Source organism: Caulobacter vibrioides (assembly GCF_002858865.1).
In the GTDB taxonomy this organism is placed as follows: domain Bacteria; phylum Pseudomonadota; class Alphaproteobacteria; order Caulobacterales; family Caulobacteraceae; genus Caulobacter; species Caulobacter vibrioides.
Window position 1 is genome coordinate 1 of sequence record NZ_PJRR01000021.1, and the last position, 21,083, is coordinate 21,083.

22 protein-coding genes and 2 tRNA genes are annotated in these 21,083 nt (G+C 67.6%); 9 read left to right on the top strand and 15 right to left on the bottom strand.

What is annotated here, in order from left to right:
- The 3 genes from CVUC_RS17375 to CVUC_RS17385 all read right to left on the bottom strand — a co-directional run.
- Positions 1-120, bottom strand: a 120-nt coding sequence (locus CVUC_RS17375) for a GTP-binding protein (protein ID WP_236849606.1), incomplete at its 3' end; no start/stop codon positions are given.
- A gap of 54 nt (positions 121-174) precedes the next feature.
- Positions 175-248, bottom strand: a tRNA-Gly gene (locus CVUC_RS17380).
- A 110-nt stretch (positions 249-358) separates the two neighbouring features.
- Positions 359-444, bottom strand: a tRNA-Tyr gene (locus CVUC_RS17385).
- Positions 445-617: 173 nt separating this feature from the next.
- Here CVUC_RS17385 and rlmB point away from each other — a divergent pair.
- From rlmB to CVUC_RS17400, 3 genes are all read left to right on the top strand, one after another.
- Complete coding sequence (gene rlmB / locus CVUC_RS17390) at positions 618-1,454, top strand: 23S rRNA (guanosine(2251)-2'-O)-methyltransferase RlmB (RefSeq protein WP_010919119.1); 837 nt, start codon at positions 618-620, stop codon at positions 1,452-1,454.
- A gap of 107 nt (positions 1,455-1,561) precedes the next feature.
- Positions 1,562-3,490: a stalk-specific protein StpX gene (gene stpX, locus CVUC_RS17395; protein WP_096032926.1), complete on the top strand. Its 1,929-nt coding sequence runs from the start codon at positions 1,562-1,564 to the stop codon at positions 3,488-3,490.
- A 123-nt stretch (positions 3,491-3,613) separates the two neighbouring features.
- On the top strand, positions 3,614-4,354 hold the full coding sequence (locus tag CVUC_RS17400) for a TerC family protein (RefSeq protein WP_010919117.1): 741 nt from the start codon (positions 3,614-3,616) through the stop codon (positions 4,352-4,354).
- A 117-nt stretch (positions 4,355-4,471) separates the two neighbouring features.
- Here the strand turns inward: CVUC_RS17400 and CVUC_RS17405 are convergent, their stop codons facing one another.
- Genes CVUC_RS17405 through CVUC_RS17415 form a run of 3 tightly spaced genes read right to left on the bottom strand, consistent with a single transcriptional unit; the run spans position 4,472 to position 7,007 of the window.
- Positions 4,472-4,897 carry a hypothetical protein gene (locus CVUC_RS17405; RefSeq protein WP_096032925.1) on the bottom strand — a complete coding sequence of 142 codons (426 nt, stop codon included), beginning with the start codon at positions 4,895-4,897 and terminating at the stop codon, positions 4,472-4,474.
- Positions 4,894-5,904: a phosphotransferase family protein gene (locus CVUC_RS17410; protein WP_096032924.1), complete on the bottom strand. Its 1,011-nt coding sequence runs from the start codon at positions 5,902-5,904 to the stop codon at positions 4,894-4,896. The genes CVUC_RS17405 and CVUC_RS17410 overlap by 4 nt, the downstream gene beginning before the upstream one ends.
- A complete protein-coding gene (locus CVUC_RS17415; protein WP_096032923.1) occupies positions 5,901-7,007 on the bottom strand; it encodes a hypothetical protein in 1,107 nt (368 codons plus the stop codon). The genes CVUC_RS17410 and CVUC_RS17415 overlap by 4 nt, the downstream gene beginning before the upstream one ends.
- Before the next feature lie 109 nt (positions 7,008-7,116).
- Between CVUC_RS17415 and CVUC_RS17420 the strand changes: the two genes are divergently transcribed.
- Positions 7,117-7,494: a DUF423 domain-containing protein gene (locus tag CVUC_RS17420; RefSeq protein WP_096032922.1), complete on the top strand. Its 378-nt coding sequence runs from the start codon at positions 7,117-7,119 to the stop codon at positions 7,492-7,494.
- Here the strand turns inward: CVUC_RS17420 and CVUC_RS17425 are convergent.
- A complete protein-coding gene (locus tag CVUC_RS17425) occupies positions 7,485-8,702 on the bottom strand; it encodes a multidrug effflux MFS transporter (RefSeq protein WP_096032921.1) in 1,218 nt (405 codons plus the stop codon). The genes CVUC_RS17420 and CVUC_RS17425 overlap by 10 nt on opposite strands.
- A 116-nt stretch (positions 8,703-8,818) precedes the next feature.
- On the opposite strand from CVUC_RS17425, the gene CVUC_RS17430 reads away from it, so the two are divergent.
- On the top strand, positions 8,819-9,811 hold the full coding sequence (locus CVUC_RS17430; RefSeq protein WP_096032920.1) for an alpha/beta fold hydrolase: 993 nt from the start codon (positions 8,819-8,821) through the stop codon (positions 9,809-9,811).
- Between the two features lies 1 nt (position 9,812).
- Here CVUC_RS17430 and CVUC_RS17435 read toward each other — a convergent pair whose 3' ends face one another.
- Positions 9,813-10,073 carry a low temperature requirement protein A gene (locus CVUC_RS17435; RefSeq protein ID WP_096032919.1) on the bottom strand — a complete coding sequence of 87 codons (261 nt, stop codon included), beginning with the start codon at positions 10,071-10,073 and terminating at the stop codon, positions 9,813-9,815.
- Between the two features lie 88 nt (positions 10,074-10,161).
- Here CVUC_RS17435 and pip point away from each other — a divergent pair, with 88 nt between their 5' ends.
- Positions 10,162-11,151, top strand: a complete 990-nt coding sequence (gene pip / locus CVUC_RS17440; RefSeq protein ID WP_096032918.1) for a prolyl aminopeptidase — start codon at positions 10,162-10,164, stop codon at positions 11,149-11,151.
- On the opposite strand, the gene CVUC_RS17445 is transcribed toward pip, so the two are convergent.
- The 4 genes from CVUC_RS17445 to glpK form a co-directional block, all read right to left on the bottom strand.
- A complete protein-coding gene (locus CVUC_RS17445) occupies positions 11,148-12,095 on the bottom strand; it encodes an alpha/beta hydrolase (RefSeq protein ID WP_164468097.1) in 948 nt (315 codons plus the stop codon). The genes pip and CVUC_RS17445 overlap by 4 nt on opposite strands.
- Positions 11,981-13,177, bottom strand: coding sequence for a Gfo/Idh/MocA family protein (locus CVUC_RS17450; protein WP_164468096.1), 1,197 nt, complete (start codon positions 13,175-13,177; stop codon positions 11,981-11,983). Before CVUC_RS17450 ends, CVUC_RS17445 begins: the two co-directional genes overlap by 115 nt.
- Entirely contained in the window at positions 13,084-14,121 is a 1,038-nt protein-coding gene (locus tag CVUC_RS17455; RefSeq protein ID WP_101685855.1) for an SMP-30/gluconolactonase/LRE family protein, read from the bottom strand. Before CVUC_RS17455 ends, CVUC_RS17450 begins: the two co-directional genes overlap by 94 nt.
- 69 nt (positions 14,122-14,190) lie before the next feature.
- On the bottom strand, positions 14,191-15,681 hold the full coding sequence (gene glpK, locus CVUC_RS17460; RefSeq protein WP_010919105.1) for a glycerol kinase GlpK: 1,491 nt from the start codon (positions 15,679-15,681) through the stop codon (positions 14,191-14,193).
- Positions 15,682-15,846: 165 nt separating this feature from the next.
- Here glpK and CVUC_RS17465 point away from each other — a divergent pair, with 165 nt between their 5' ends.
- The 3 genes from CVUC_RS17465 to CVUC_RS17475 all read left to right on the top strand — a co-directional run bounded on the left by CVUC_RS17465 (position 15,847) and on the right by CVUC_RS17475 (position 18,352).
- Positions 15,847-16,932, top strand: a complete 1,086-nt coding sequence (locus CVUC_RS17465) for a DUF2336 domain-containing protein (protein WP_012640181.1) — start codon at positions 15,847-15,849, stop codon at positions 16,930-16,932.
- Between the two features lie 31 nt (positions 16,933-16,963).
- On the top strand, positions 16,964-17,746 hold the full coding sequence (locus CVUC_RS17470; RefSeq protein WP_096032915.1) for an NAD kinase: 783 nt from the start codon (positions 16,964-16,966) through the stop codon (positions 17,744-17,746).
- A 117-nt stretch (positions 17,747-17,863) separates the two neighbouring features.
- Entirely contained in the window at positions 17,864-18,352 is a 489-nt protein-coding gene (locus CVUC_RS17475; protein ID WP_024265683.1) for a hypothetical protein, read from the top strand.
- On the opposite strand, the gene CVUC_RS17480 is transcribed toward CVUC_RS17475, so the two are convergent.
- From CVUC_RS17480 to folD, 3 genes are read right to left on the bottom strand one after another with little or no spacing between them, the layout of a single operon-like run.
- Positions 18,353-19,759, bottom strand: coding sequence for a D-arabinono-1,4-lactone oxidase (locus tag CVUC_RS17480; RefSeq protein WP_096032914.1), 1,407 nt, complete (start codon positions 19,757-19,759; stop codon positions 18,353-18,355). It abuts the gene before it with no gap.
- A gap of 16 nt (positions 19,760-19,775) precedes the next feature.
- Entirely contained in the window at positions 19,776-20,135 is a 360-nt protein-coding gene (locus CVUC_RS17485) for a c-type cytochrome (protein WP_010919100.1), read from the bottom strand.
- A complete protein-coding gene (folD, locus tag CVUC_RS17490) occupies positions 20,135-21,028 on the bottom strand; it encodes a bifunctional methylenetetrahydrofolate dehydrogenase/methenyltetrahydrofolate cyclohydrolase FolD (RefSeq protein ID WP_096032913.1) in 894 nt (297 codons plus the stop codon). The genes CVUC_RS17485 and folD overlap by 1 nt, the downstream gene beginning before the upstream one ends.
- Between the last annotated feature and the right edge of the window lie 55 nt (positions 21,029-21,083).

Here is a 21,083-nt window from a genome sequence, read left to right on the forward strand (position 1 = left end):
GCCCGACTTCGCCAGCGTCATCGTGATCGCGGCGGTCAGCGTCGTCTTGCCATGGTCAACGTGACCAATGGTGCCGATGTTGCAGTGCGGCTTAGTACGTTCGAACTTTTCCTTGGCCATCGTCTCTACCTTCGCGCCGGCGGCTGGGTTGTTGGGAATAACTCTTCAGGGAGCTGGAGCGGGTAGCGGGAATCGAACCCGCATCCTCAGCTTGGAAGGCTGCTGCACTACCATTGTGCTATACCCGCCCAATCACCCATCTGGTGCTAGCGGGGTCGCGATCGGCTCCCGGTCTTTCGGCTCTGGGACGCCCCCATGCTTTTTAAAGGGCGCTGCCTTCCGGAACTCATCGCGCGCATGGTGGGGGAAGTAGGACTCGAACCTACGAAGGCTTACGCCAGGGGATTTACAGTCCCCCCCCTTTGCCACTCGGGACATTCCCCCAAGCACGCGATGGAGTTCCGAAGCCGGCGGCCTTTATCCGCTTCGACGCGCGACGGCAAGCCGTCAAACGCCGATGCGAAACAAAAGCTTCTTGGACCGGTGACGGACGATGCTAAGAGCAGCGCCGGCTGGCCGAGAAGCCCTCGGGGCCCCAAATCGGAGCGCGTCTTATAGTGTCCTCTCATTCCGAACGCAACGACCGGAAACGTCCTTCTGCACAAGGACGCGATTTTCGTTCCAAGCCCCGGAAACAGAACGACTTTTCCAGAGGCCAAGGCGACGCCAAGGACTGGATTTGGGGGACTCACGCGGTCGAGGCGGCGCTCGCCAACCCTCGCCGACCCGCTCCCAAGCGGCTTCTGGCGACGCCTGATCGGGCCAAGCGACTCGCGCCGCATCTGCAAAAGCTGACGTGCCTGCAGGTGATGGAAGGCCAGGAGATCGCCAAGCAGCTTCCCCAGGGCGCCGTGCACCAAGGACTGGCCCTGAAGATCGACGAGCCTGAGCCGCTGACGATCGCTGAACTGGGGACCCCGGCGAAGGGCTTCCTGGTCATGCTCGACCAGATCACCGACCCGCAGAACATCGGCGCGATCTTCCGCTCGGCCGCTGCGTTCGGGGCCAAGGGCGTGATCCTGCAGGACCGCCACGCCCCCGCCCTCTCCGGCGTGCTGGCCAAAACCGCCGTCGGCGCCGTGGACAAGGCCCCCTACGCGCGCGTGGTCAATCTTTCCCGAGCGCTGGAGGAGCTGGCCGATCTGGGCTGGCGGGCGGTGGCCCTGGCCGGCGAAGCCGAACAAAGCCTGGACGCCGTGCTCGACAGCCAGCCGACGGTGCTCGTTCTGGGTTCGGAGGGCGAAGGCGTCCGGCGGCTGGTGGCCGAGCATTGCGACGCCCTCGGCAAGATCCCGATGCCTGGCGGTTTCGAGAGCCTGAATGTCTCGGCCGCCGCGGCGATCGCCCTCTACGAAGCCTCGAAAGTTCGCGCGGTGGACGAAATCGTTTCGTGAATCTCTCTTAACCGTTTTGATTTCGTCGCAAGCTCGTGCTTTTCTCGCGAACAGCGGTCCGCGAGCGCTGCTCCGCGGAGAAATCTGACATGGGATCGGGGGACCCGATGTTTGGACGTAATATACGCTTGGCCGCCTTGGCGACCGCCGCGGCAGGCGTTCTTGCGCTGGCGGGCTGTAGTGCGGGCGATCCGGTCGCCTCGGCGCCGCCACCAAGCGATCACCAGAAATCGTCGTCACCGCCGGAGCTGATGGGCGCGCCGCCGCCCAGCACCGCCCCAGCGCAGGACGGACTTTTGGGCGGGCCGGTCGCTGACGCCTCGGCGCAGGCCCAGGCTCAGGCGAAAGCCGACGCGGCGCGCCCGCCGCCCCCGTCGCATAACAGCCACCTGAAGACTTGGCGCCGTCCGGACGGCACCCTGGTCACGGCGATGCGGCCGATCCCCAATCCCAAGAGCGCGCCGCACGCCGCCTCGTCGGCGCCCAAGCGCGTCCACGCCAAGGTCCAGACGCAGGGCTCCTCGGCGCCGGCCAAGCCGGCTGTCGTCGCGGCGGTCAAGCCCGTGACGCCGAAGACGGTCGCCCCGGCGCCCGCGCCGGTGAAGGCCGTCCAGCCCGCGCAACCCGCCGCGCCGCTGGCCAAGCCGCCCGTGGTCGCTGCTGCGGCGCCCGCTGCGGCTCCGGCCCCGGCCAAGCCCGCCACCAAGCTTGAACAACTGCAGGCCGCCGTCGCGCCCGCCGCGACCAACGGCGCGGTCCTGGCGACCGGCGAAACCCTCGGCAAGGGCCAGCCTGGCCAAGTGACCCTGTCGCTTCCGGCGACCCTGGGCGAGATGATCCAGAAGGAAGCCGCCAAGCTCGGTTTGACCAAGGCGGCCAGCAAGACCAGCGCCTATGCCGAACTGCAGGGCGAAGGCTATGAGATCACCCCGAACGGGCGTCAGACGGCGGTCGTGAAGGCGGGCGAGCCGACCACCTTCGCCTGGCAGGTCAAGCCCGGCGCCGAGGCCAAGGGCGAACTGAAGTCGGAGTTCGGTGTCGAACTGACCGGCGCGAAGGAACCGCAAGGCTTCTCCCTGGGTGAGATCAGCAAGCGCGTCGCAGCCCTGCCGCAAGAGGCCAAGAAGGGCCTCGACAAGCTCGACCTGGGCGCCTTGAACGGCACGATCTCGCTGCCCGGCCTTGGCCCGACGCCGATCAAGACCCTGCTGGGTGCGGCTCTGGTGCTTCTGGCGCTGATCATTCTGGTGGGCGTGTCGCGCAGCGTCGCCGCTTCGCGCCGCAAGGCCGAAAGCCAGCGCAAGTACCGCACGCTGACCGACTACGGGCGCAACGAGATGGAGTTCGAGGCGCCTCCGGCCAGCACCCACGTGTCGCACGTGAACCCGTTCCTCGCCGCCGCCGGCGGCGCAGCGGCCGGTGCGGTCGCGGCCTCGGCTGTGGCGCACCATGACGATCACCACGACCACGGGCATGGCCATGATGATCACCACGGCCATGACGACCACGGCCACGGCCACGATGATCATGGCCACGACGCCCACGGTCATGACGATCACGGGCACGGGGCGGATCTTCACGCCCACGCCCACCCTGAACCCCACGCCCCGGCTGAGCACGTTTCGTACGTGAACCCGATGGTGGCCGCGACCACCGCGAGCCACGCCGACCACCATGGGCACGATGCTGCTCACGGGCATGATGATCACGGCCATGGCCACGACGATCATGGTCACGGCCACGACGATCACGGGCATGGTCACGATGATCATGCGCATGGCCACGACGATCATGCCCACGGCCACGACCATGGCGCCCATCACGCCCATGCCGAGCACACCGCCCATGTGACCCCGGCCAGCCATGCCGATGATCACGGCCACGGCCATGACGACCATGGACACGGCCACGACGATCACGGCCATGACGCCCATGGTCACGGCGGCCACGGACATGATGACCACGGCCATCACGAAGACCATGGCCACGGTCACCACGACGCGCCCAAAAAGGAACTTGAGCACGCTCACCACTAGGTCGAGCGCAGGTTCAGAACCCAGAGCCCCGGATCCCACGATCCGGGGCTCTTTCTTTTCTGATCCGTCGTGAAAAGGCGTTTGCGCCTTGCATCGTCCGGCGCGCCACAGCATTGAGAGGCCATGTTTGACGCCCTGATCGCCCAGCTCGGCGCCTTCCAAGGCCCGCTGACCGCCCTTCTGCAAGTCCTGATGATCGACCTCGTCCTGGCCGGCGACAACGCCGTGGCCGTGGGCTTGGCGGCCGGCGGCCTGCCCGCCAAGGAGCGCAAGAAGGTCATTCTCTACGGCCTAGGCGCGGCGGTCTTGCTGCGGATCACCTTCGCCCTGATCACCACCTGGCTGCTGGGCGTGGTGGGCCTCTTGCTGGCCGGCGGCTTCCTGCTGCTCTGGGTCTGCTGGAAGATGTGGCGCGAACTGCGTGAGCAGACCACGCACGACGAGGCCGACGCCATGGCCATGATCGACGATGATCCCAGCACCGAACCCCGGGCGCGTCCGAACAAGACCTTCAAGGCCGCGTTCCTGCAGGTGCTGATCGCCGACGTCTCGATGTCGCTGGACAACGTCCTGGCCGTCGCCGGCGCCGCCCGCGAGCATCCGGGCATCCTGATCTTCGGCCTCTTGCTGTCGATCGTGCTGATGGGCGTGGCCGCTACGGCCATCGCCAACCTGCTGCACAAGCACCGCTGGATCGGCTTCGTCGGCCTGGCCATCGTGCTCTATGTGGCCGCGCACATGATCTGGACGGGCCATCGCAGCGTGGTGATGGATCTGAACCATACGCCCGCCTACAACGCGGCCGTCCCGGACCTGATCGACATCACGCCGGACGAAGTCGCCCAGCACAACAAGCACCGCTGACGGCGCTCTAGAGCCCTTTAGCTTTAGATGGAATCATCTAAAGCTAAAGGGCTCTAAATGTTTGATTTTAGAGCCTGTTTATCTGGTTTAGATGGTTCCATCTAAACCAGACAGGCTCTAGCGTCCCGGAAGCGGCGGCAGGTCGAGACGTCTGAGGTCGGCCATGCGCGCGTAGAGTCGCAGGATCCGGTCGTGACGAGCCGCGTCGCCCCGCGCCTCGACCGCCTCATGCAGGCCGATCAGCGCCAGGCGCAGGGCGGCGTTCACGCGGTCAAGACCGCCGATCGTGAGCTCGGCGGGATCGGCCGGCCAGTCGGCGGACAGGGCGTAGTCGGCGGTCGCCTCCGAAAGCACCTCGCGGATCGCCGCGTTCTCGGTCACCCGCGCCGCCGCGCCCCGCTCGGCCTCCTGCGCGGCCAGCAGCGACAGCAGCGCCACCACCGCGACTTTCCCGGCCATGAACTCGCCCTGCTGTTCGGGCGGTCCCGGCTCGGCCATGCACAGGAAGTTGCCGACCAGGATATCGGACACGCTCGGCGTCATGACAGCCCCTCCATGCGCAGCAGCGCCTCGGCCAGGATCTGGTCGTGGCGGCGAGCGGTGTACCAGCCCGAAATCGCCAGCACCGGATCCTTGAATCCGCCGTCGCGGTATTCCTTGGCCGCCGAAGTCCAGATCGCCTGACCCTTCACGGCGTTGAACAACGACCACCAGGCCAGGGCCGGCTCATCGACCTCGAGGCCGCTGACCTCCCGCCAGAGGGCCAGGGCCTCGTCGCGCGGCAGCATGCCGCCCACCTTGTCGACCTCGAAATGCCCCCACAGCGGATCCATCGCCCAGCCCAGGTCCTCCAACGGATCGCCCAGGTGGACCATCTCCCAGTCGAGGATCGCCAGGATCTTGCCTGCCCCGTCGTGCAGGAAGTTGCCCGTCCGGTAGTCGCCGTGCACCACGCGCACCGCCTGGGCCGGCGGCGGCGGACGGCGGCGCAAGGCGCGGATCGCCGCCCAGACAATGGGTTGCGGATGCTGCTGGTCGTCCTCGATGACCTTGGTCCAGTGGTCGAGCGCGATCCGCCAGCAATCCTCGGGCGCGGGACGCTCGGCGACCCTGGCCAGCGGCAGATCGGTGGGATCGGCTCGCGCGATGGTCCCAAGAATGCGAAAGAACTGCTCGCCGATCGTCCGGGCGTGCTCGCCATAAGGAACGACCGTGAAGGGCGAGGCGGCGGCCCCGCCCTCGACCCGTTCCATGATGAAGAACGGCCGCTCCAGTTCGGCGCCCTCGGGCTCCATCGCCACAGGACGCGGAACGGGCAGGCAGTCGTGGAACGACTCGAAGGCCAGGTATTCGAGATTTCGATCGGTTTCGATCAGGCTGCCCGGCGGGTCGCGGCGCAGGATCAGCGGATGCGCCTGCCCCTCCGCCACGGCGGCGAAGCGGTAGGTCTCGCGGCTGGCGCCGCCGGGAATGCGCGAGAGGTCCGACACCGTTACGGGCGTCGACCATATGCGCGAGAGATACGCCTCAAGGCGCTCGGTCAGGCTCATGGGGCCAGATCCAGGATCGAGGCGAAACCGGACGGCGCGTGCGGCCCGATCGCCAGCTGCTCGAAGACGCCCCGGCCGACGTGGGAACGGCCCTCGCCGTCGACATAGGTCACGCGGCTCAGCGCCTGCACATGCAGATGGTGCGGCATGCGACGGTCGATGTCCGCCAGCACGAAGTCTTCCCGCTCGACCTTCAGCGCGCCCTGGTTATGGCCGTGCCCCCAGACCGGATGGGTATAGCCCAGGCCCAGCATGAAGAACTCGGTCTGGGGCGTGATCGTCACCGAACCGCCCTCGCCGAGGTTGAGGTTGGCCGCGCTGGCGTGGCGCGTGCCGCTCTTCCAGCGGATGGCGCACGACGATTCCGCAAAGCCGCCGAACGCTTCCTCGCGCCCGCCATCCTCCAGCCAGACCGCGCGGCGGTTCCAGGGGCGGCCCAGCTCGTCGTCATTGGTGTGGAAGAAGAAGCTGCCGTCGGCGAAATTGCACGGGCTCCACAGCCAGAAAAACTGCGGCGGCACGGGCGGAACCGGCTCCTGCGGGTCCCGCGCGCCGACCGGCCGCACGCCCCAAGAGCGGTCGCGGGTGCCGACAAAGCCCTCGACGGTGGTGCGGACGCCGTCGACCTCCACCCAGCCACTATAGCGGCCGTTCTGGGTGAGACGCGTGTAGTCCATGAAGGCGCGCGGGCCGTTGCGGCGGATGAAGCGCGGCTCCTCGATCGGGAAGGCGCGGCCCTCGAACACGATCTCGGCCGCGACGCCCTGTTCGGGGGCCTGCACGACCAGTTTCAGGCGTTGCAGCGGCTGCAGCACCTCGATCGCAATCGGACCGACCCTCAGGTCCATCCGCTCCATGCCCAACCAGCGGCTGGCGTGGAGATTGACCTGCTTGCCGTCCTTCATCACGCAGAACGAGGCGTCGGCGATGTTCAGGTGCGGATAGACGCCGAACGCGGCGGCGAAGAACAGGTCGCCCCCGTCGCCCTCGGGCGCGTAACCGTTGAAGAAGTAGCGATCATAGAAGTTCCGATCCGTGCCGGCGTAGGCCACGGGCTCGGGCGTCTGATGGATCGGATAATCGTCGCCCCAGGTGAGCGCCATGCCGTCCCTCCCCTGTTCGCGCCGACGCTCTGACGGGCCGGCTTTACGAGCAGGTGAACGACGTTAAGGTCGCGGCGAACGATTGCAACAGTGACGGAGCGTAAAGGCGATGGAAGGGTGGACACCCCGGACCTGGACGGGCCTGGCGGCCGCCAACGGTCTCTTGGCCGTGGCGTTCGGCGCCTTCGCCGCGCATGGGATCGATGGCTGGAAGGCCGTCGAGTGGCTGAAGACCGGCGCCCAGTATCAGATGATCCACGCCCTGGCCGTCTTCGCCGCCTTCACGCTGCACAAGGCCGGCGCCCGGAGCATGGGACTGGTGACGGCGCTGTTCTTTGTCGGAATTCTGCTGTTCTCAGGATCGCTCTACGCCATGGCGCTGGGCGCGCCGCGAGCTCTAGGCATGATCACGCCGTTGGGCGGGCTGTCGTTCATGGCCGGCTGGGCGCTGATGGCCTGGCGCGGTTTCAACCAGCCTCAGGCCTGAATCTTCTTCGCACCCGGCAGGGCCAGCAGGAAGATCGCCAGGGCCGATCCGACCAGACAGGCGAACATCACGCCGGCCACCGGACGTGGCGTGCCGTCGTGCAGCGCAGCCCCCGCCCAGGACGCCACGGCCCCGGCCCCGAACGAGGCCGAGCCCATCAGCGCGGAGGTTGATCCGGCGCGCTGAGGATCGACGCTGAGCGCTCCGGCCATGGTGTTGCCGCCCATCAGTCCATAGAGCGAGAGCGCCGCGAACAGCAGCGGCAGAACGGTCCATTGCCCGCCGAAGCCCGTCCAGGCCGCCAGGGTCAGCAGGAGCGCGGCGACAATGGAGGCGACACTGGCGCGCGCCAGCACCTGGTCGGGCGTTGAGCGGCGCAACAGGAAACGATTGATCTGGCTGGCGCCGATGATGCCGACGGCGTTGAAGGCGAAGACCAGATTGAACACCAGCGGGCTGTGGCCATAGGTCCCCATCACCAGATCCGGCGCGCCCGAGATGTAGGTGAACAGCACCGCCCCGTTCAGCGCGCCCGCCAGGGCGTAGCCCATCAGGCGGCGCATCCCGAACAACGCGACATAGGCCTTCAGCGGATTTTCGCTGCGGGCCTGCGCCTCGGTCGCCGCCGAGCGGGATTCGGTCAGGCTCAGCACCACCCAGGCGGCGATCAGCACGCCGAACATCACCAGAGCCCAGAACACCCCGCGCCAGCCCGCCACGAACTGGACGACCCCGCCCAGCTGCGGCGCCAGCACCGGCGCCAGGCCCATGATCAGGGTCATCAGCGACAGGACGCGCGCGGTGTCAGTATGGCTGAAGCGGTCACGCACCACCGCGCGGGCGATCACGGGTCCCACGCAGCCGCCCAGCGCCTGAACGAACCGCGCGGCGATCAGGGTCTCGATGTTCGGCGCGACGGCGCAGACGATCGAGGCGGCGATGAACAGGCCAACGCCGACGAGCAGAGGCGGCCGACGGCCGAACCGGTCAGAGGCCGGCCCGTAGAACACCTGGCCGATGGCCATACCCGCGAAGAAGGCCGCCAGGGTCGCCTGGGTCTGGTCGGGGGCGGCGTTCAGTGTCCGGCCGATCGAGGGAAGGCTCGACAGATACATGTCGATCGACATCGGCGCGAAGGCCGTCAGCGCGCCCAGAAGCAGGACAAGGCGCCACGGAACGTGGGCGGGCGGCAGGCTGGCGTTCGTCATGCGCGCCCTTTTACGCCCGTTCGCCCCTACGGAAACCTGAAATGACGCTTGCCGGGCTGGCGCGCACGCAGCAGCTTACCGTCAATCACATAACAACGGCGGGAGAACGAGCGCTCATGACGGACACCCCTTCAAAGGCCCCTGCTCTCCCCGCCCCGCAGTACGCCGAGGTCAACGGCATCCGCATGGCCTATTACGAGGCCGGGCCGCGCCAGGGCGTTCCGATCGTCTTCTGCCATGGTTTCCCCGAACTGGCGTTCTCGTGGCGCCACCAGATCGCCGCCCTCGCCGCCGCCGGGCGCTGGGTGATCGCGCCAGACCAGCGCGGCTATGGCCTGACCCCAGGCCCCGAAGCGGTGGAGGCCTATGACATGGAGCACCTGACCGGCGACCTTGTCGGCCTGCTCGACCATCTGGGCGTGCAGAAAGCGATCTTCGTCGGTCACGACTGGGGCGGCATCGTCGTGTGGCAACTGCCGCTGATGCACCCAAGCCGGGTCGCCGGGATCATCGGGCTGAACACGCCCTTCTTCCCGCGCCTGCCGCTGGATCCGATCCAGATGTACCGCAACGCCTATGGCGACGACATGTACATCGTCCACTTCCAGCAGCCGGGCGTCGCCGATGCGCAGCTGGGCGCGGATGTGGAAAAGACCATTCGCTACTTCATGCGCAAGCCCAAGGGCACGCAGGAGGACTTCCTGGCCCAGCCGGCCGAGCGTCGCAGCCTGGCCTTGCAGACCGCCCTCGCCCACTACGAGCCGTCCACCGACGACAACCAGTTCCTGACGCCGGATGAGTTGGCCTTCTTCGTCGAGGCGTTTCAGCGCACCGGCTTCACCGGCGGCATCAACTGGTATCGCAACTTCACCCGCAACTGGGAGCGTTCAGAGCCCCTGCCGCGCCGGGTCGACGGCATTCCCTGCCTGATGATCATGGCGGAGTTGGACGTCGTGCTGCCCCCCGCCATGGCCGATCGCATGGGCGACCAGATCAGCGACCTTGAGAAGGTGCTGATCGAGGGCAGCGGCCACTGGACCCAGCAGGAAAAACCCGCCGAGGTGAACGCCGCGCTCCTGGACTGGCTGGACCGCCGCTTCCCGCTTTAGCTCAGCTGCGGGCGTCGACCATCGCCTGGGCGCGGCGGCGCATGGCGGCGGCCAGCTGCAGCATGGCCAGGGCCGAGGTCTCGTCCCGCTCGGCCGCGCGCATCGAATAGACGTTGGCCATGGCGAACAGAGCCTCGACGCGGTCCACGCCCTCGGCCCCGAACATCTCGCCGATCTGGCGATCCAGCTCCGCCAGCTGGACCGGCTTGAGCATCGCCAGCAGCTCGTCGTCGGAATAGTCTTCGGGCGGAATCTGAGTCATGCGCGCAGCATACAGAACCCGACGAAACGCATGAACCCGGCGCGATCCGCCGTTCACAACGCCGCGCCGAACGCGCTAGGCTGAGGCCATGGATCGTTATGCCTCCGCAACCGCCATGAGTTCCGTCGGTCGCCGCAGCCTCTTCCGCGAGGTCGAGCCGTTTTCGTTCGGCTGGATGCCCACCAGCGGTCCGCACGAGATCTACTACGAAGAATGCGGCAACCCGCGCGGCAAGCCCTGCGTGATCCTGCACGGGGGGCCGGGCGGCGCGGTCAACCCGACCATGCGGCGCTTCTTCGATCCGGCCAAATGGCGGATGGCCCTGTTCGACCAGCGGGGCTGTGGCCGCTCGCGCCCCAACGCCAGCCTGGACGACAACACGACCTGGAGCCTGATCGAGGATATCGAGCGCCTGCGCGAGCATCTGGGCGTCGAGAAATGGACCGTGTTCGGCGGCTCCTGGGGTTCGACCCTGGCCCTGGCCTACGCCATCAAGCATCCGGACCGGGTCGAGGGCCTGGTGCTGCGCGGCATCTTCCTGCTGACGGAGAAGGAGTTGCGTTGGTTCTATCAGGACGGCGCCTCGATGCTGTTTCCCGACGCCTGGGAACGCTTTCTGGCCCCGATCCCCGAGGACGAGCGCGGCGACCTGATGGCCGCCTATCACCGCCGCCTGGTCGCACCGGACCGCCGCGTCCAGCTCGAGGCCGCCGCCGCCTGGAGCCAGTGGGAGGGCGACACCATCTCGCTGCGCGGCCCCGAGGCGCGCCCGCCCAAGTTCAACGAGGAAGACTTCGCGATCGCCTTCGCGCGGATCGAGAGCCACTTCTTCACCAACAAGGGCTTCTTCGACGAGGACGACTGGATCCTCAAGAACATCGACCGCATCCGCGGCATCCCGGGCTGGATCGTCCAGGGCCGGTTCGACGTCGTCACCCCGCTCGACAGCGCCTGGCGCCTGCACAAGGCCTGGCCCGAGGCGCGCTTCGAGATCATCTGGGACGCGGGCCACGCCTCCACGGAGCCCGGCGTCATTGACGGCCTGGTCCGCGCCACCGAGGCGGCGCTGGTCAGCTAGCCCGCCTTCAGCCAGCCGTTATCCGCCAGCCAGTCGAAAAGCCGATCCGGCCACGCCTTGAGCGCAGCCTTGTGGCTGCGCAAGCCCATGTTGAAGGCATGCCCGCCGGACTGGAACAGGTGGAACTCAATCGGAACCTTGGCGGCCCGGAACCTGGTCAGCAGGTCGACCGGCGGCGCCGAGCAGCATTCGTCGTCGTTGGCCGCCACGATGAAGGCCGGCGGCGTGTCGGTGGGGACCTTTTCAGGCACGCCCAGTGGTCCGGGATAGACCAGCACCTGGAAATCGGGACGCGCGCTGACCGCATCGACGGCGTCCGTCTTCGGATCGTTCGCCGCGCCCTGATAGACAGCGAGGTTCACCGCTTCGCCGCCGGCTGAGAAGCCCATGAGACCGATCCGCTTCGGATCGACGCCGAACACGGCGGCGTGCGCGCGGACATAGCGGACGGCGCGGACCGCATCCTGGCGGGCGTGATCGATCGTATAGGGCGAGCCTTCTTCCCGGAAGAGCCGGTACTTCACCACGAAGACCGCCACGCCCTTGGGGTTCATCACCTTGGCCACGTCCGCGCCCTCGGAGTGGATGACCAGGATCCGATGGCCACCTCCGGGCAGCACGACCAGGGCCGCGCCGGTGGCGGTCTCCTTAGACGGCAGATAGGCGGTGATGGACGGGTTGTTGACGCTCTTGACCCAGTAGTCGGCCGCCTGCTCCGGGATCGCCTTGCGGCTCTCGAAGCCCGGCGCGCCGTTGGGCCACAGCGGGAGCTGCTGCTGCGCCAACGCCGCCGTCGAGACCAGCAGAGCGGCGATCAGGAGGAGCGCCCTCACAGCTTGACCGTCCGCCCTTCGCGCGCGGCGCGGTAGATCGCTTCGATCACCCGAAGGTCCTTCAGCCCATCGTCGCCCCCGACAATCGGCTCGCGGCCGGTGAGGATGCACTCGGACAGGTGATCCAGCTGGGCCGAGAACTGGTTCTTGGGCTGTGGCGCCGGTTCACGCGGCGCGGGCGGACCGCCCAGTTGCGCCCGCATGGCCTGGCCCTGATAGCTGGTCGCCGGGTCGATCTCGACCCAGCCCTTGGGCCCGCTCACCCGATAGCGGTTGCAGTTGACGCTGTAGGCCGACACGCAGTTGGCCGTGGCGCCGGATGGGAAGAGGAGCTGGAAGTTGATGATGTCCTCCACCTCACCGAAGCGCGGATCGGATCGGTCCGTGGACTCCACGGCGTTGACGGCCACAGGCTCCTCGCCCGTGAGATAGCGCGCGGCGTTCAGGCTGTAGATGCCGATGTCCATCAGGCTGCCGCCGCCGGCCAGCGCCCTGTTCAAACGCCACTGCTTGGGATCGCCGATAGTGAAGCCGTGATCGGTGACCACCGTGCGCACCGGTCCCAGCGCGCCGTCGCGCACCAGCTTGATCGCTTCGATATTGTGGGCCTGGAAGCGGCTGCGATAGCCGATCATCAGCTTGCGGCCGGCCTTCTTGCAGGCGGCGATCATCGCCTCGCAGTCAGCGACCGTGTTCGCCATCGGCTTTTCGCACATCACGTGCTTGCCGGCCCTGGCGGCCCGCTCGGTGAAGGAGCGGTGCAGACTGTTGGGCGTGATCACATAGACGATGTCGACATCGGGATTATCGATGATCCGGTCGAAGGTCTCGTAGCTGTAGCGGTGCGTCTCGGGGATCCCGTACTGCTCGCCGTAGGTTTTCAGCTTTTCGGGCGTCCCGCTGACCAGGGCGGCCAGGCGCGAGTGCTCGCACTCTGCGAAGCGCGGCATGATGAGGCGCGTGGCGTAGTAGCCCAGGCCCAAGATCGCATAGCCCAACTTGCGGCCCGGCTGAGCGGCGAAGGCGCCGCGCGGCAGTCCGGCGACGCCGGCCGCCAGACCCGCGGCGAGAAGGCTTCTCTTGCTGATCGTTTCCATCGCTAGCGCCCCAGCCCCTTGGTCTTGGTGCGCACCCGCGCCACGAGATGGTTGGAGGTGATGAACAGCGTCCCGCCGTCCTCGCCGAATACGCAATTGGCCGCCGGGAAGCCGGTCTCGATCACGCCCAGCAGCTTGGCGTCCGGCGTCAGGATCATGATGCCGCCAGGGCCACTGGCGAAGAGCCGTCCCTGGGCGTCGACCTTCATGCCGTCCGGCAGGCCGGGGCCGCCGGCCTTCAGCAGGTCAGAGGCGTCGAAGAAGACCCGTGAAGCGGTCGGCAGCCCGTCGGCGGCCAGGTCATAGGCCATGATCACGGGACGCTTGGGATCGGAGATGGCGACATACAGACGCCGGCCGTCCGGCGACAGGCCCACCCCGTTGGGGAAACTCAGCGACCCATCGACCAGGGCGACCTCTCCGTTCGGGCGCAGCAGGTAGACGCCGTTGAAGGCCTGCTCCTTGGCCGGCGACGCATCCCCCCCTTCGAGGCCGTAGGGCGGGTCGGTGAAGTAGAGCGAGCCCTTCAGCGGTCCGTGAAGAACCTCGACCAGATCGTTGGGGCTGTTGAACTTCTTGCCGTTGAAGGTCGTGGCCAGCAGCGTCTTCTTGCGGGTCGCAAGATCGATCCGCGCTACAGCGCGGTTGCCGCAGTCGCAGACCAGCAGTTCACCGGCCGTGCTGATGATCGCACCGTTGGTGCCGGCCTCGCGGAAGATCTTGGTGGGCGGACCATCATAGCCGGAGGGCCGCAGAAAATCGGTCTTGCCGCCCTTTGCGTCCCACCGGTGCATCACGTTGCCGGGCACGTCGGAGAACAGCAGATAGCTTCCGTTCGCGACCCAGGCCGGTCCCTCCGCCCAGGTGATCCCATCGGCCAACTGTTCGATCGGCGCGGTCACATCAAGGATCGCATCCAGCTCAGGCGACAGGCGACGGATCCGGCCGATCCTGGGATAGGCGCTCGACGAGGCCGCCGCCGCTGGCGCTCCGGTGATCAGAGCGACACTCGCGCCAAGGATCGCGCGTCGAGTGGTCATGGCGGCCTCCGCTTATGATGTTTGCGGGCTAGAGACCATGACAGCGATGTCACCGCAACGGGTGATCAACTAAAGTCGAACGCGCGGCACCGCGTCGAGCCAACGGGCGTAGGCGGCTTCCCGCACATGGTCGTCCATGGCCGGCGCTAAGGTCTCGGCGGCTGGACTGGCTTCGGCGGCCTCTTCGATCGACCCGTAGAGACCCGCGCCGACGGCGGCGAACAACGCCGCCCCCAGGGCCGTGGTCTCCTGATAGCTGGCGCGACGCACCGAGAGCCCCGTGAGGTCGGCAAGGCGCTGCGAGAACCAGGCGCTCTTGGCCATACCGCCGTCGATCCGCAGTTGCGCCGCCTCGCCAAAGGCCGTGGGCGCATCGGCGCGCATCGCCTCGATCAGGTCGCGGCTCTGCAGCGCGCAGGCGTCGAAGGTGGCGGCGGCGATCTCGGGTAGTCCCGCATCGCGCGTCAGACCGAAGATCCCGCCCCGCGCCTCGGCGTCCCACCAGGGGGCGCCAAGACCCGTGAACGCGGGAACCACCACCACCGCGTGATCCGGCTTGGCCGCCCGGGCCAGCGCCTCGGCGGCGCGGGGACCGCCCGTGATTCCGAGCCCCTCGCCCAGCCACTGGATCGCCGCGCCTGCAACGAAGATCGACCCTTCCAGCGCGTAGGTCGTCTTGCCGCCGACCCGCGCCGCGACGGTGGTCAACAGGCGCGCCCGCGAGACGGCGCGGTCAGTCCCCGTATTGATCAGCATGAAGCAGCCGGTGCCGTAGGTGGCCTTCATCTGGCCCGGGGCGACACAGCCCTGCCCCATCAGCGCCGCCTGCTGATCGCCCGCCACGCCCCGAATGGGGACCTCGCGACCCAGGATGTCGGCCTGCGTCGCGCCATAGTCGTCGACGCAGTCCAGCACCTTCGGCAGGATCGTCGAGGGCACATTGAACAACGCCAGCATCTCGCTCGACCAGGCCTGAGCGCCGATATCGAACAGCAAGGTTCGAGAAGCGTTGGTGGCGTCGGTCGCGTGCACGGCGCCACCCGTCAGTCGCCAGATCACCCAGCAGTCCATGGTGCCGCACAAAAGCTCGCCGGCCTCCGCCCGGGCCCTGGCGCCGGGTGTCTTGTCGAGGATCCAGGCGATCTTGGTCGCCGAGAAATAGGGGTCGAGCAGCAGGCCCGTGACCTCGGTCACCCTCGGCTCATGCCCCTCGGCCTTGAGGCGCGCACAGACGTCAGCGGTGCGGCGATCCTGCCAGACGATGGCTGGATGGATCGGACGGCCCGTAGCCCGATCCCAGACGACCACGGTCTCGCGCTGGTTGGTGACGCCGATCGCAGCGATGTCCGCCATCCGCCCGGAGGCCTCGGTGACCTCGCGCAGCACAGCGACGGCGGCGGCGTAGATCTCCTCGGCGTCATGCTCGACCCAGCCGTCGGCCGGATAGCTTTGACGCAGAGGACGCGAGGCGTCGCCCAGGGCCGTCCCCGCCCGATCGAACAGGATGGCGCGCGTGCTGGTGGTGCCCTGGTCCAGGGCCAGGATCAGGTCTTGCGCCATCGACAGTTCCTCCACTCAAGCTTGCGACATCTCGACGCGTAACGGCGCATCGGCGTCTTTGCCCTGTTTAAGCATGTTTTCATTTGAGGGCCGCAAGGTCATCCTTAACGGACCTTCCGGATTCGAGGAGGCGGAGCCATTCAGACCGTCGAGATCGCTTCGCTGATGATGCTGGCGCGCAGTCGCGAACCCGGCGATCGGGAGCGGCTGCTCAGCGGCATCATCGACCTGTGCGAGGCGGGCCAGGCGCGTGGCGAGCCCACCCATCCCGATATCCAGGCCCTGCTGAACTCGATCTTCATGACCCTGGTGGTCGAGACCGAGCGCGATATCCGCCGACGTCTGTCCGAGCGTCTGGCCGACGCGGACTGGGCCCCGTCGGCCCTGATCAACATCATGGCGCTGGATGAAATCGAGATCGCGCGCCCGATCATCGCCCGCAGCCCCGTCCTGCAGGACCACGATCTGATCCGCCTTCTGGTTCAGGCCACGCTGGAGCATCAGATCGAGATCGCCCGTCGGCCGAATCTGAAGGCGCCGGTCGTTGAGGCGATCATCAGCCGTGACGAACCGGCGGTGATGACCGCCCTGGCGTCCAACGACACCGCGGAAATCTCGCCCGACGCCATGAGCCGGCTGGTCAATCGCTCGCGCGACGTGGTCGCGCTGCGGTCGCCGTTGGCCCGGCACCCGAAACTCTCCAGCGATCTGGCCGAGCAGCTCTATCTTCTGGTCGGACGGGCTCTTCGCGATGCGCTGACCGCGCGCTTCCAGCTCGACACAGCGCGCATGCAGGCCGCCGTCAACGAAGCGCTGCGCGCCGCCCACAAGGGCGAAAGTGATGTCGCTGTCGGACCTGTCGAAGGCGATGAGGACCGCGAGGAAATGGAGCGGGCTTTGATCGAGAAGCTCGATTCCGCCGGCCAACTCCGTCCAGGCTATCTTCTGCGCGTGCTGCGAGAAGGTCGTCTCCAGCTCTTTGTCATGGCCCTGGCGCGGCTGGGCAAGTTCGAGCCGGCCCAGATCCGGCGCGCCATCGACACCAGCCGGCCTGAACTCCTGGCCCTGGCCTGTTCGGCTGTCGGAATCGATCGCAGCGTCTTTCCGACGATCCTGGAGCATGTGCGCCAGCTGAACGGCGGTCGTCCCGGTGGCGGCGACGAGGGCGTGCGCCGCGCGGCCAGCGCCTTTGGCCCCTTCACGCCAGACATTGCGGGCATGGCGTTCCGGCAAGCCGTCGGACAGGTTTGACAAGACCACGGCCTTCCCGCCTCTTGGCCGCATGTACCAGCCGCAACCGTTCGTGACTCGCTTGGCGTTCAAGTGCAGCGACAGGCCCGAGGCCCAAGAGGCGCGGGAACGTCTCGCAGCGCGCTACGGCGATGTCGGCCCGGAGAACGCGCAGGTGATCGTCGCCCTCGGCGGCGACGGCTTTATGCTGGAAAGCCTGCACGAGGCGATCGCCAGCCAGACCCCGATCTATGGGATGAACCGCGGCTCGGTCGGCTTTCTGATGAACGAGTACAGCGAGGACGGCCTGCTGGAGCGGATCAACGCCGCCGAGCGCGCCGTCATCCATCCGCTCGCCATGGTCGCCATCGACGCGCGGCGGACCCAGCACCGGGCGCTGGCGATCAACGAGGTCTCCCTGCTGCGCCAGACCCGGCAGACCGCCAAACTGCGGATCTCCATCGACGGCAAGGTTCGGATGGGCGAACTGGTCTGCGACGGCGCTCTGCTGGCGACGCCGGCGGGATCGACCGCCTACAACCTGTCAGCCCACGGTCCGATCATCCCGATCGACGGGCGCGTGCTGGCCCTGACCCCGATCAGCGCCTTCCGCCCCCGCCGCTGGCGCGGGGCCCTGTTGCCGCAGTCCGCCCGGGTGACCTTCGAGATTCTCGAGGCGGACAAGCGCCCGGTCAGCGCGGTGGCGGACAACTTCGAGGTCCGCGACGTGATGGAGGTCCACATCTCCGAGGATCGCGGCACGTCCCTGGCCATGTTGTTCGACGCGGGCCGCAGCCTGGAAGAACGGGTTCTGGCCGAACAGTTCTCAGCTTAACCCGACGTCCAGAGCAGAACTGAGACGTTGGGTCGCACGAAAACGCAGGTCTCATGCAATGTTAACGCCTGCTATGTTAGCCGTACCCAACTTGTACCGCCGCTGGGGAGGCGAAGTGTGACCGAGAAGACCACCGCTGAGGTGATCCAGGTGCCGAACATGCTCAAGCTCAAGGTGGGCGGGCGTGGCGGCATCGACATGGCGGCCATCGCCAAGGCCGAGGCCGCGCTCAAGAGCCTTTCGGGCAATTTCGGCCAATGGCTGAACGATGAGATCGTCAAGCTGGAAGCCGCCCGCCAGGCCGTGAAGACCGAGGGTCTCAACGCCCAGACGGTCGAGACGCTCTATCTCCGGGCCCACGACCTGAAAGGTCTCGGCGCCACCTACGATTTCCCGTTGATCACCCGGCTGGCCGCTTCGCTGTGCAAGCTGATCGACGATCCGGACACGCGCCTGAAGGCGCCGATGTTCCTGGTCGACGCTCATATCGACGCGATCAAGGCCTGCGTGCGGGACGACATCAAGGTCGACACCCACCCGGTCGGCAAGGCCCTGAGCACCGAACTCGAAGCGCGGGTCGCCGAGTATCTCGGCGCCGCCGGCTGATCACATCAGACCAAACAGGCCCTTGAGGTACGGGTTGAGCATCCGCGCCTCAGGGTCCAGGTCCTGGCGAACCTCCAGGAAATCCTTCCAGCGCGGATAGATCGCTTCCAGCTGCCGGCCGCGCAGCGTGTGGAGCTTGCCCCAGTGCGGACGCCCCTCGTAGCGGCGGAAGATGGGCTCGATGAGCTCATACAGGAAGGTGAAGTCGTCGCGGTAGTAGGCGTGGACCGCCACGGACCCGCGCGGCGCGCCGTAGAAGGGCGAGAGCCAGGCGTCATCGGCCGCGATACGGCGGACCTCGATCGGGAAGAACACGTCGGGCCGTTCGGTCTCGATGGTCCGCATCACCTCTTCCAGGGCCTTCAGCTGGTTCTCGACCGGAAGATGGAACTCCATCTCGTTGAAGCGCACAGGACGTTCGGTCGAGAGCAGCTTCCAGCCCTCGTCGACGGAGCTTTCGGGCTTGGCCGAGGACAGCAGCGCCTTGGCCGCCGCCTTGCGCAGCGGCGTGGCGAAGCCCAGCAGGTTCCGCAAGCCCCGCAACGCCTGCAGGAACTCCACGTCCTGGTCAGGCCCGCGCGCCTCGGCCGGATCGTCGGTCTCGTCGTGGGTGATGTTCACCGCCAGCCCGGTGAACGGGACGGCATAGAACTCGAAGTTGCGATGCTGCGCCCAGCGGCCGTCGGCCTTGGCCATGGCCTCCTCGAAGGGCTCCAGCCAGACGCGGCGACGCAGGCGGCGGTTGGCGCTGGTGCGCATCCGAACCTGGCTGATCACCCCCAGCGCGCCCATCGAAACGCGGGCGGCCTGGAAGATCTCGGGGTTGTTGCTGGCGTCGGCGTCGATGACCTTGCCCGAGGGCGTGACCAGCCGCAGGCCCGTCACGTCGCCGTGCATGGCCGGGATCTTGATCCCCGTGCCATGGGTCGCAGTGCCCAGGGCGCCGCCCAGCGACTGCTTGTTGATGTCGGGCAGGTTGGCCAGAGCCCGCCCCTTCTCGGCCAGGAGCGGCCCCAAGGCGCCCAGGCGGGTGCCCGCGCGCACAATGGCCTCGTCACCCTCCCAGCCGACGATCCCCGACATCGAGTCCAGCGAAACCAGCGTGCCGTCGGTCGGGGCCAGGGCCGTGAAGGAGTGGCCCGAGCCGACGGGCCGGATCGGGGCCTGGGCGACCTTCAGCGCGGTGGCCAGCTCGCCCTCGTCCTTGGGGGCCAGGCGGGCGGCGGGATAGGCGTGCTGCAAGCCCGACCAGTTGCGCCAAAGCACCTTGCCCTGCGCGTTGACCGAAGCGGGCGCCGGCGGCTCGGGCTTGTCTCCGGTGGCGACCATGTAGGCGGCGCCCGCGCCGCCGGCGACCACCGCCGCTCCCGTTCCGCCTGCGATCAGAGCCCCACGCCGCGAGATCATGCCGCCTCCCCGTATCTTATGACGCGGAGTCGTCTCGCCCCGCCATGAAGCGTATCAGGGCCTTGAAATCGTCCGGCGTGCAAGTCGCGCATTGGCCGGTGGCCGGCATGGCGTTGAAACCCTGGATGGTGTGATCCAGCAAAACCGCCTCGCCCTGCTTCCAACGCGGGTCCCAGGCGGCGCGATCATGCACCAGCGGCGCGCCGGTTTCCGGGATGGCGTGGCAGGCGTGGCACGAGGTCTCGTACAGGCTCGCCAGTCGCGCATTGGCCGGGCGCAGCGCCAGGGCCTGTTCGGGCGTGGGCGGCGGCGGGACCTTGGCCCCGCAGGCCGAAACGACGAGGGCGGCGGCGACGAAAACCAGCCCCCGGCGCATCAGGCGATCCCCGACAGGCGCTTGGCCGCCGTCAGCGTATTGGCCAGCAAGCAAGCAATCGTCATCGGTCCAACGCCCCCCGGAACCGGCGTAATCGCGCCGGCGACCTCTCTAACCTCGTCGAAGGCGACGTCGCCGACAAGCCGGGTCTTGCCGGCGGCGGCGGCTTCGGAATCGCGGGCCGGGAAGCGGGTGATGCCGACGTCAATGACCACGGCGCCGGGCTTCACCCAGTCAGCCTTGACCATCTCGGCCCGGCCCACGGCGGCCACGACGATGTCGGCCTGACGCACGATCGAGGGCAGATCCTGGCTGCGCGAGTGGGCGATGGTGACGGTGCAGTCGGCGGCCAGCAGCATCTGGGCCATCGGCTTGCCCATCAGGTTCGAGCGGCCGATGACGACGGCGGTCTTGCCCTTCAGGTCGCCGATCGCGTCCTTGATCAGCATCATGCAGCCGGTCGGCGTGCAGGGCGCCAGGGCCGGCAAGCCGCTGGCCAGGCGCCCGGCGTTGGTCACGGTAAGGCCGTCGACGTCCTTGTCGGGCGACAGGGCGGCCACGACGTCCATCTGGCTGATGTGCGGCGGCACCGGAAACTGCACCAGCACGCCGTGGATCTTGGAATCGGCGTTCAGCTTGGCGACGACCGCCAGAAGCTCGTCCTGGGTGGTGGTTTCCGGCAGGCGATGGGTCTCGGAATACATGCCCGCCGCCGTGGTCTGCTCGCCCTTGTTGCGGACATAGACCTGGCTGGCCGGATCCTCGCCGACCAGCACGACCGCCAGGCCCGGCGTCACGCCATGCTCGGCCTTCAGGGCGGCGACCTCCTCGGCGATCTTGGCCCTCAGATCGGCCGCGAAGGCCTTGCCGTCGATGAGTTTCGCCTGCGCCATAGGGGTTCTCCTGCGTTGCCCGTCCCTAGCCTCTGGGCGCGAGACTCGCAACGGC

What these genes read in the sequence shown, in the direction of transcription:
- stpX (WP_096032926.1), top strand. Translation starts at nt 1,562, where the DNA reads ATGTTTGGACGTAATATACGCTTGGCCGCCTTGGCGACCGCCGCGGCA.
- CVUC_RS17400 (WP_010919117.1), top strand. Translation starts at nt 3,614, where the DNA reads ATGTTTGACGCCCTGATCGCCCAGCTCGGCGCCTTCCAAGGCCCGCTG.
- CVUC_RS17405 (WP_096032925.1), bottom strand. Translation starts at nt 4,897, where the DNA reads ATGACGCCGAGCGTGTCCGATATCCTGGTCGGCAACTTCCTGTGCATG.
- CVUC_RS17410 (WP_096032924.1), bottom strand. Translation starts at nt 5,904, where the DNA reads ATGAGCCTGACCGAGCGCCTTGAGGCGTATCTCTCGCGCATATGGTCG.
- CVUC_RS17415 (WP_096032923.1), bottom strand. Translation starts at nt 7,007, where the DNA reads ATGGCGCTCACCTGGGGCGACGATTATCCGATCCATCAGACGCCCGAG.
- CVUC_RS17420 (WP_096032922.1), top strand. Translation starts at nt 7,117, where the DNA reads ATGGAAGGGTGGACACCCCGGACCTGGACGGGCCTGGCGGCCGCCAAC.
- CVUC_RS17425 (WP_096032921.1), bottom strand. Translation starts at nt 8,702, where the DNA reads ATGACGAACGCCAGCCTGCCGCCCGCCCACGTTCCGTGGCGCCTTGTC.
- CVUC_RS17430 (WP_096032920.1), top strand. Translation starts at nt 8,819, where the DNA reads ATGACGGACACCCCTTCAAAGGCCCCTGCTCTCCCCGCCCCGCAGTAC.
- CVUC_RS17435 (WP_096032919.1), bottom strand. Translation starts at nt 10,073, where the DNA reads ATGACTCAGATTCCGCCCGAAGACTATTCCGACGACGAGCTGCTGGCG.
- pip (WP_096032918.1), top strand. Translation starts at nt 10,162, where the DNA reads ATGGATCGTTATGCCTCCGCAACCGCCATGAGTTCCGTCGGTCGCCGC.
- CVUC_RS17455 (WP_101685855.1), bottom strand. Translation starts at nt 14,121, where the DNA reads ATGACCACTCGACGCGCGATCCTTGGCGCGAGTGTCGCTCTGATCACC.
- glpK (WP_010919105.1), bottom strand. Translation starts at nt 15,681, where the DNA reads ATGGCGCAAGACCTGATCCTGGCCCTGGACCAGGGCACCACCAGCACG.
- CVUC_RS17465 (WP_012640181.1), top strand. Translation starts at nt 15,847, where the DNA reads ATGATGCTGGCGCGCAGTCGCGAACCCGGCGATCGGGAGCGGCTGCTC.
- CVUC_RS17470 (WP_096032915.1), top strand. Translation starts at nt 16,964, where the DNA reads ATGTACCAGCCGCAACCGTTCGTGACTCGCTTGGCGTTCAAGTGCAGC.
- CVUC_RS17480 (WP_096032914.1), bottom strand. Translation starts at nt 19,759, where the DNA reads ATGATCTCGCGGCGTGGGGCTCTGATCGCAGGCGGAACGGGAGCGGCG.
- CVUC_RS17485 (WP_010919100.1), bottom strand. Translation starts at nt 20,135, where the DNA reads ATGCGCCGGGGGCTGGTTTTCGTCGCCGCCGCCCTCGTCGTTTCGGCC.
- folD (WP_096032913.1), bottom strand. Translation starts at nt 21,028, where the DNA reads ATGGCGCAGGCGAAACTCATCGACGGCAAGGCCTTCGCGGCCGATCTG.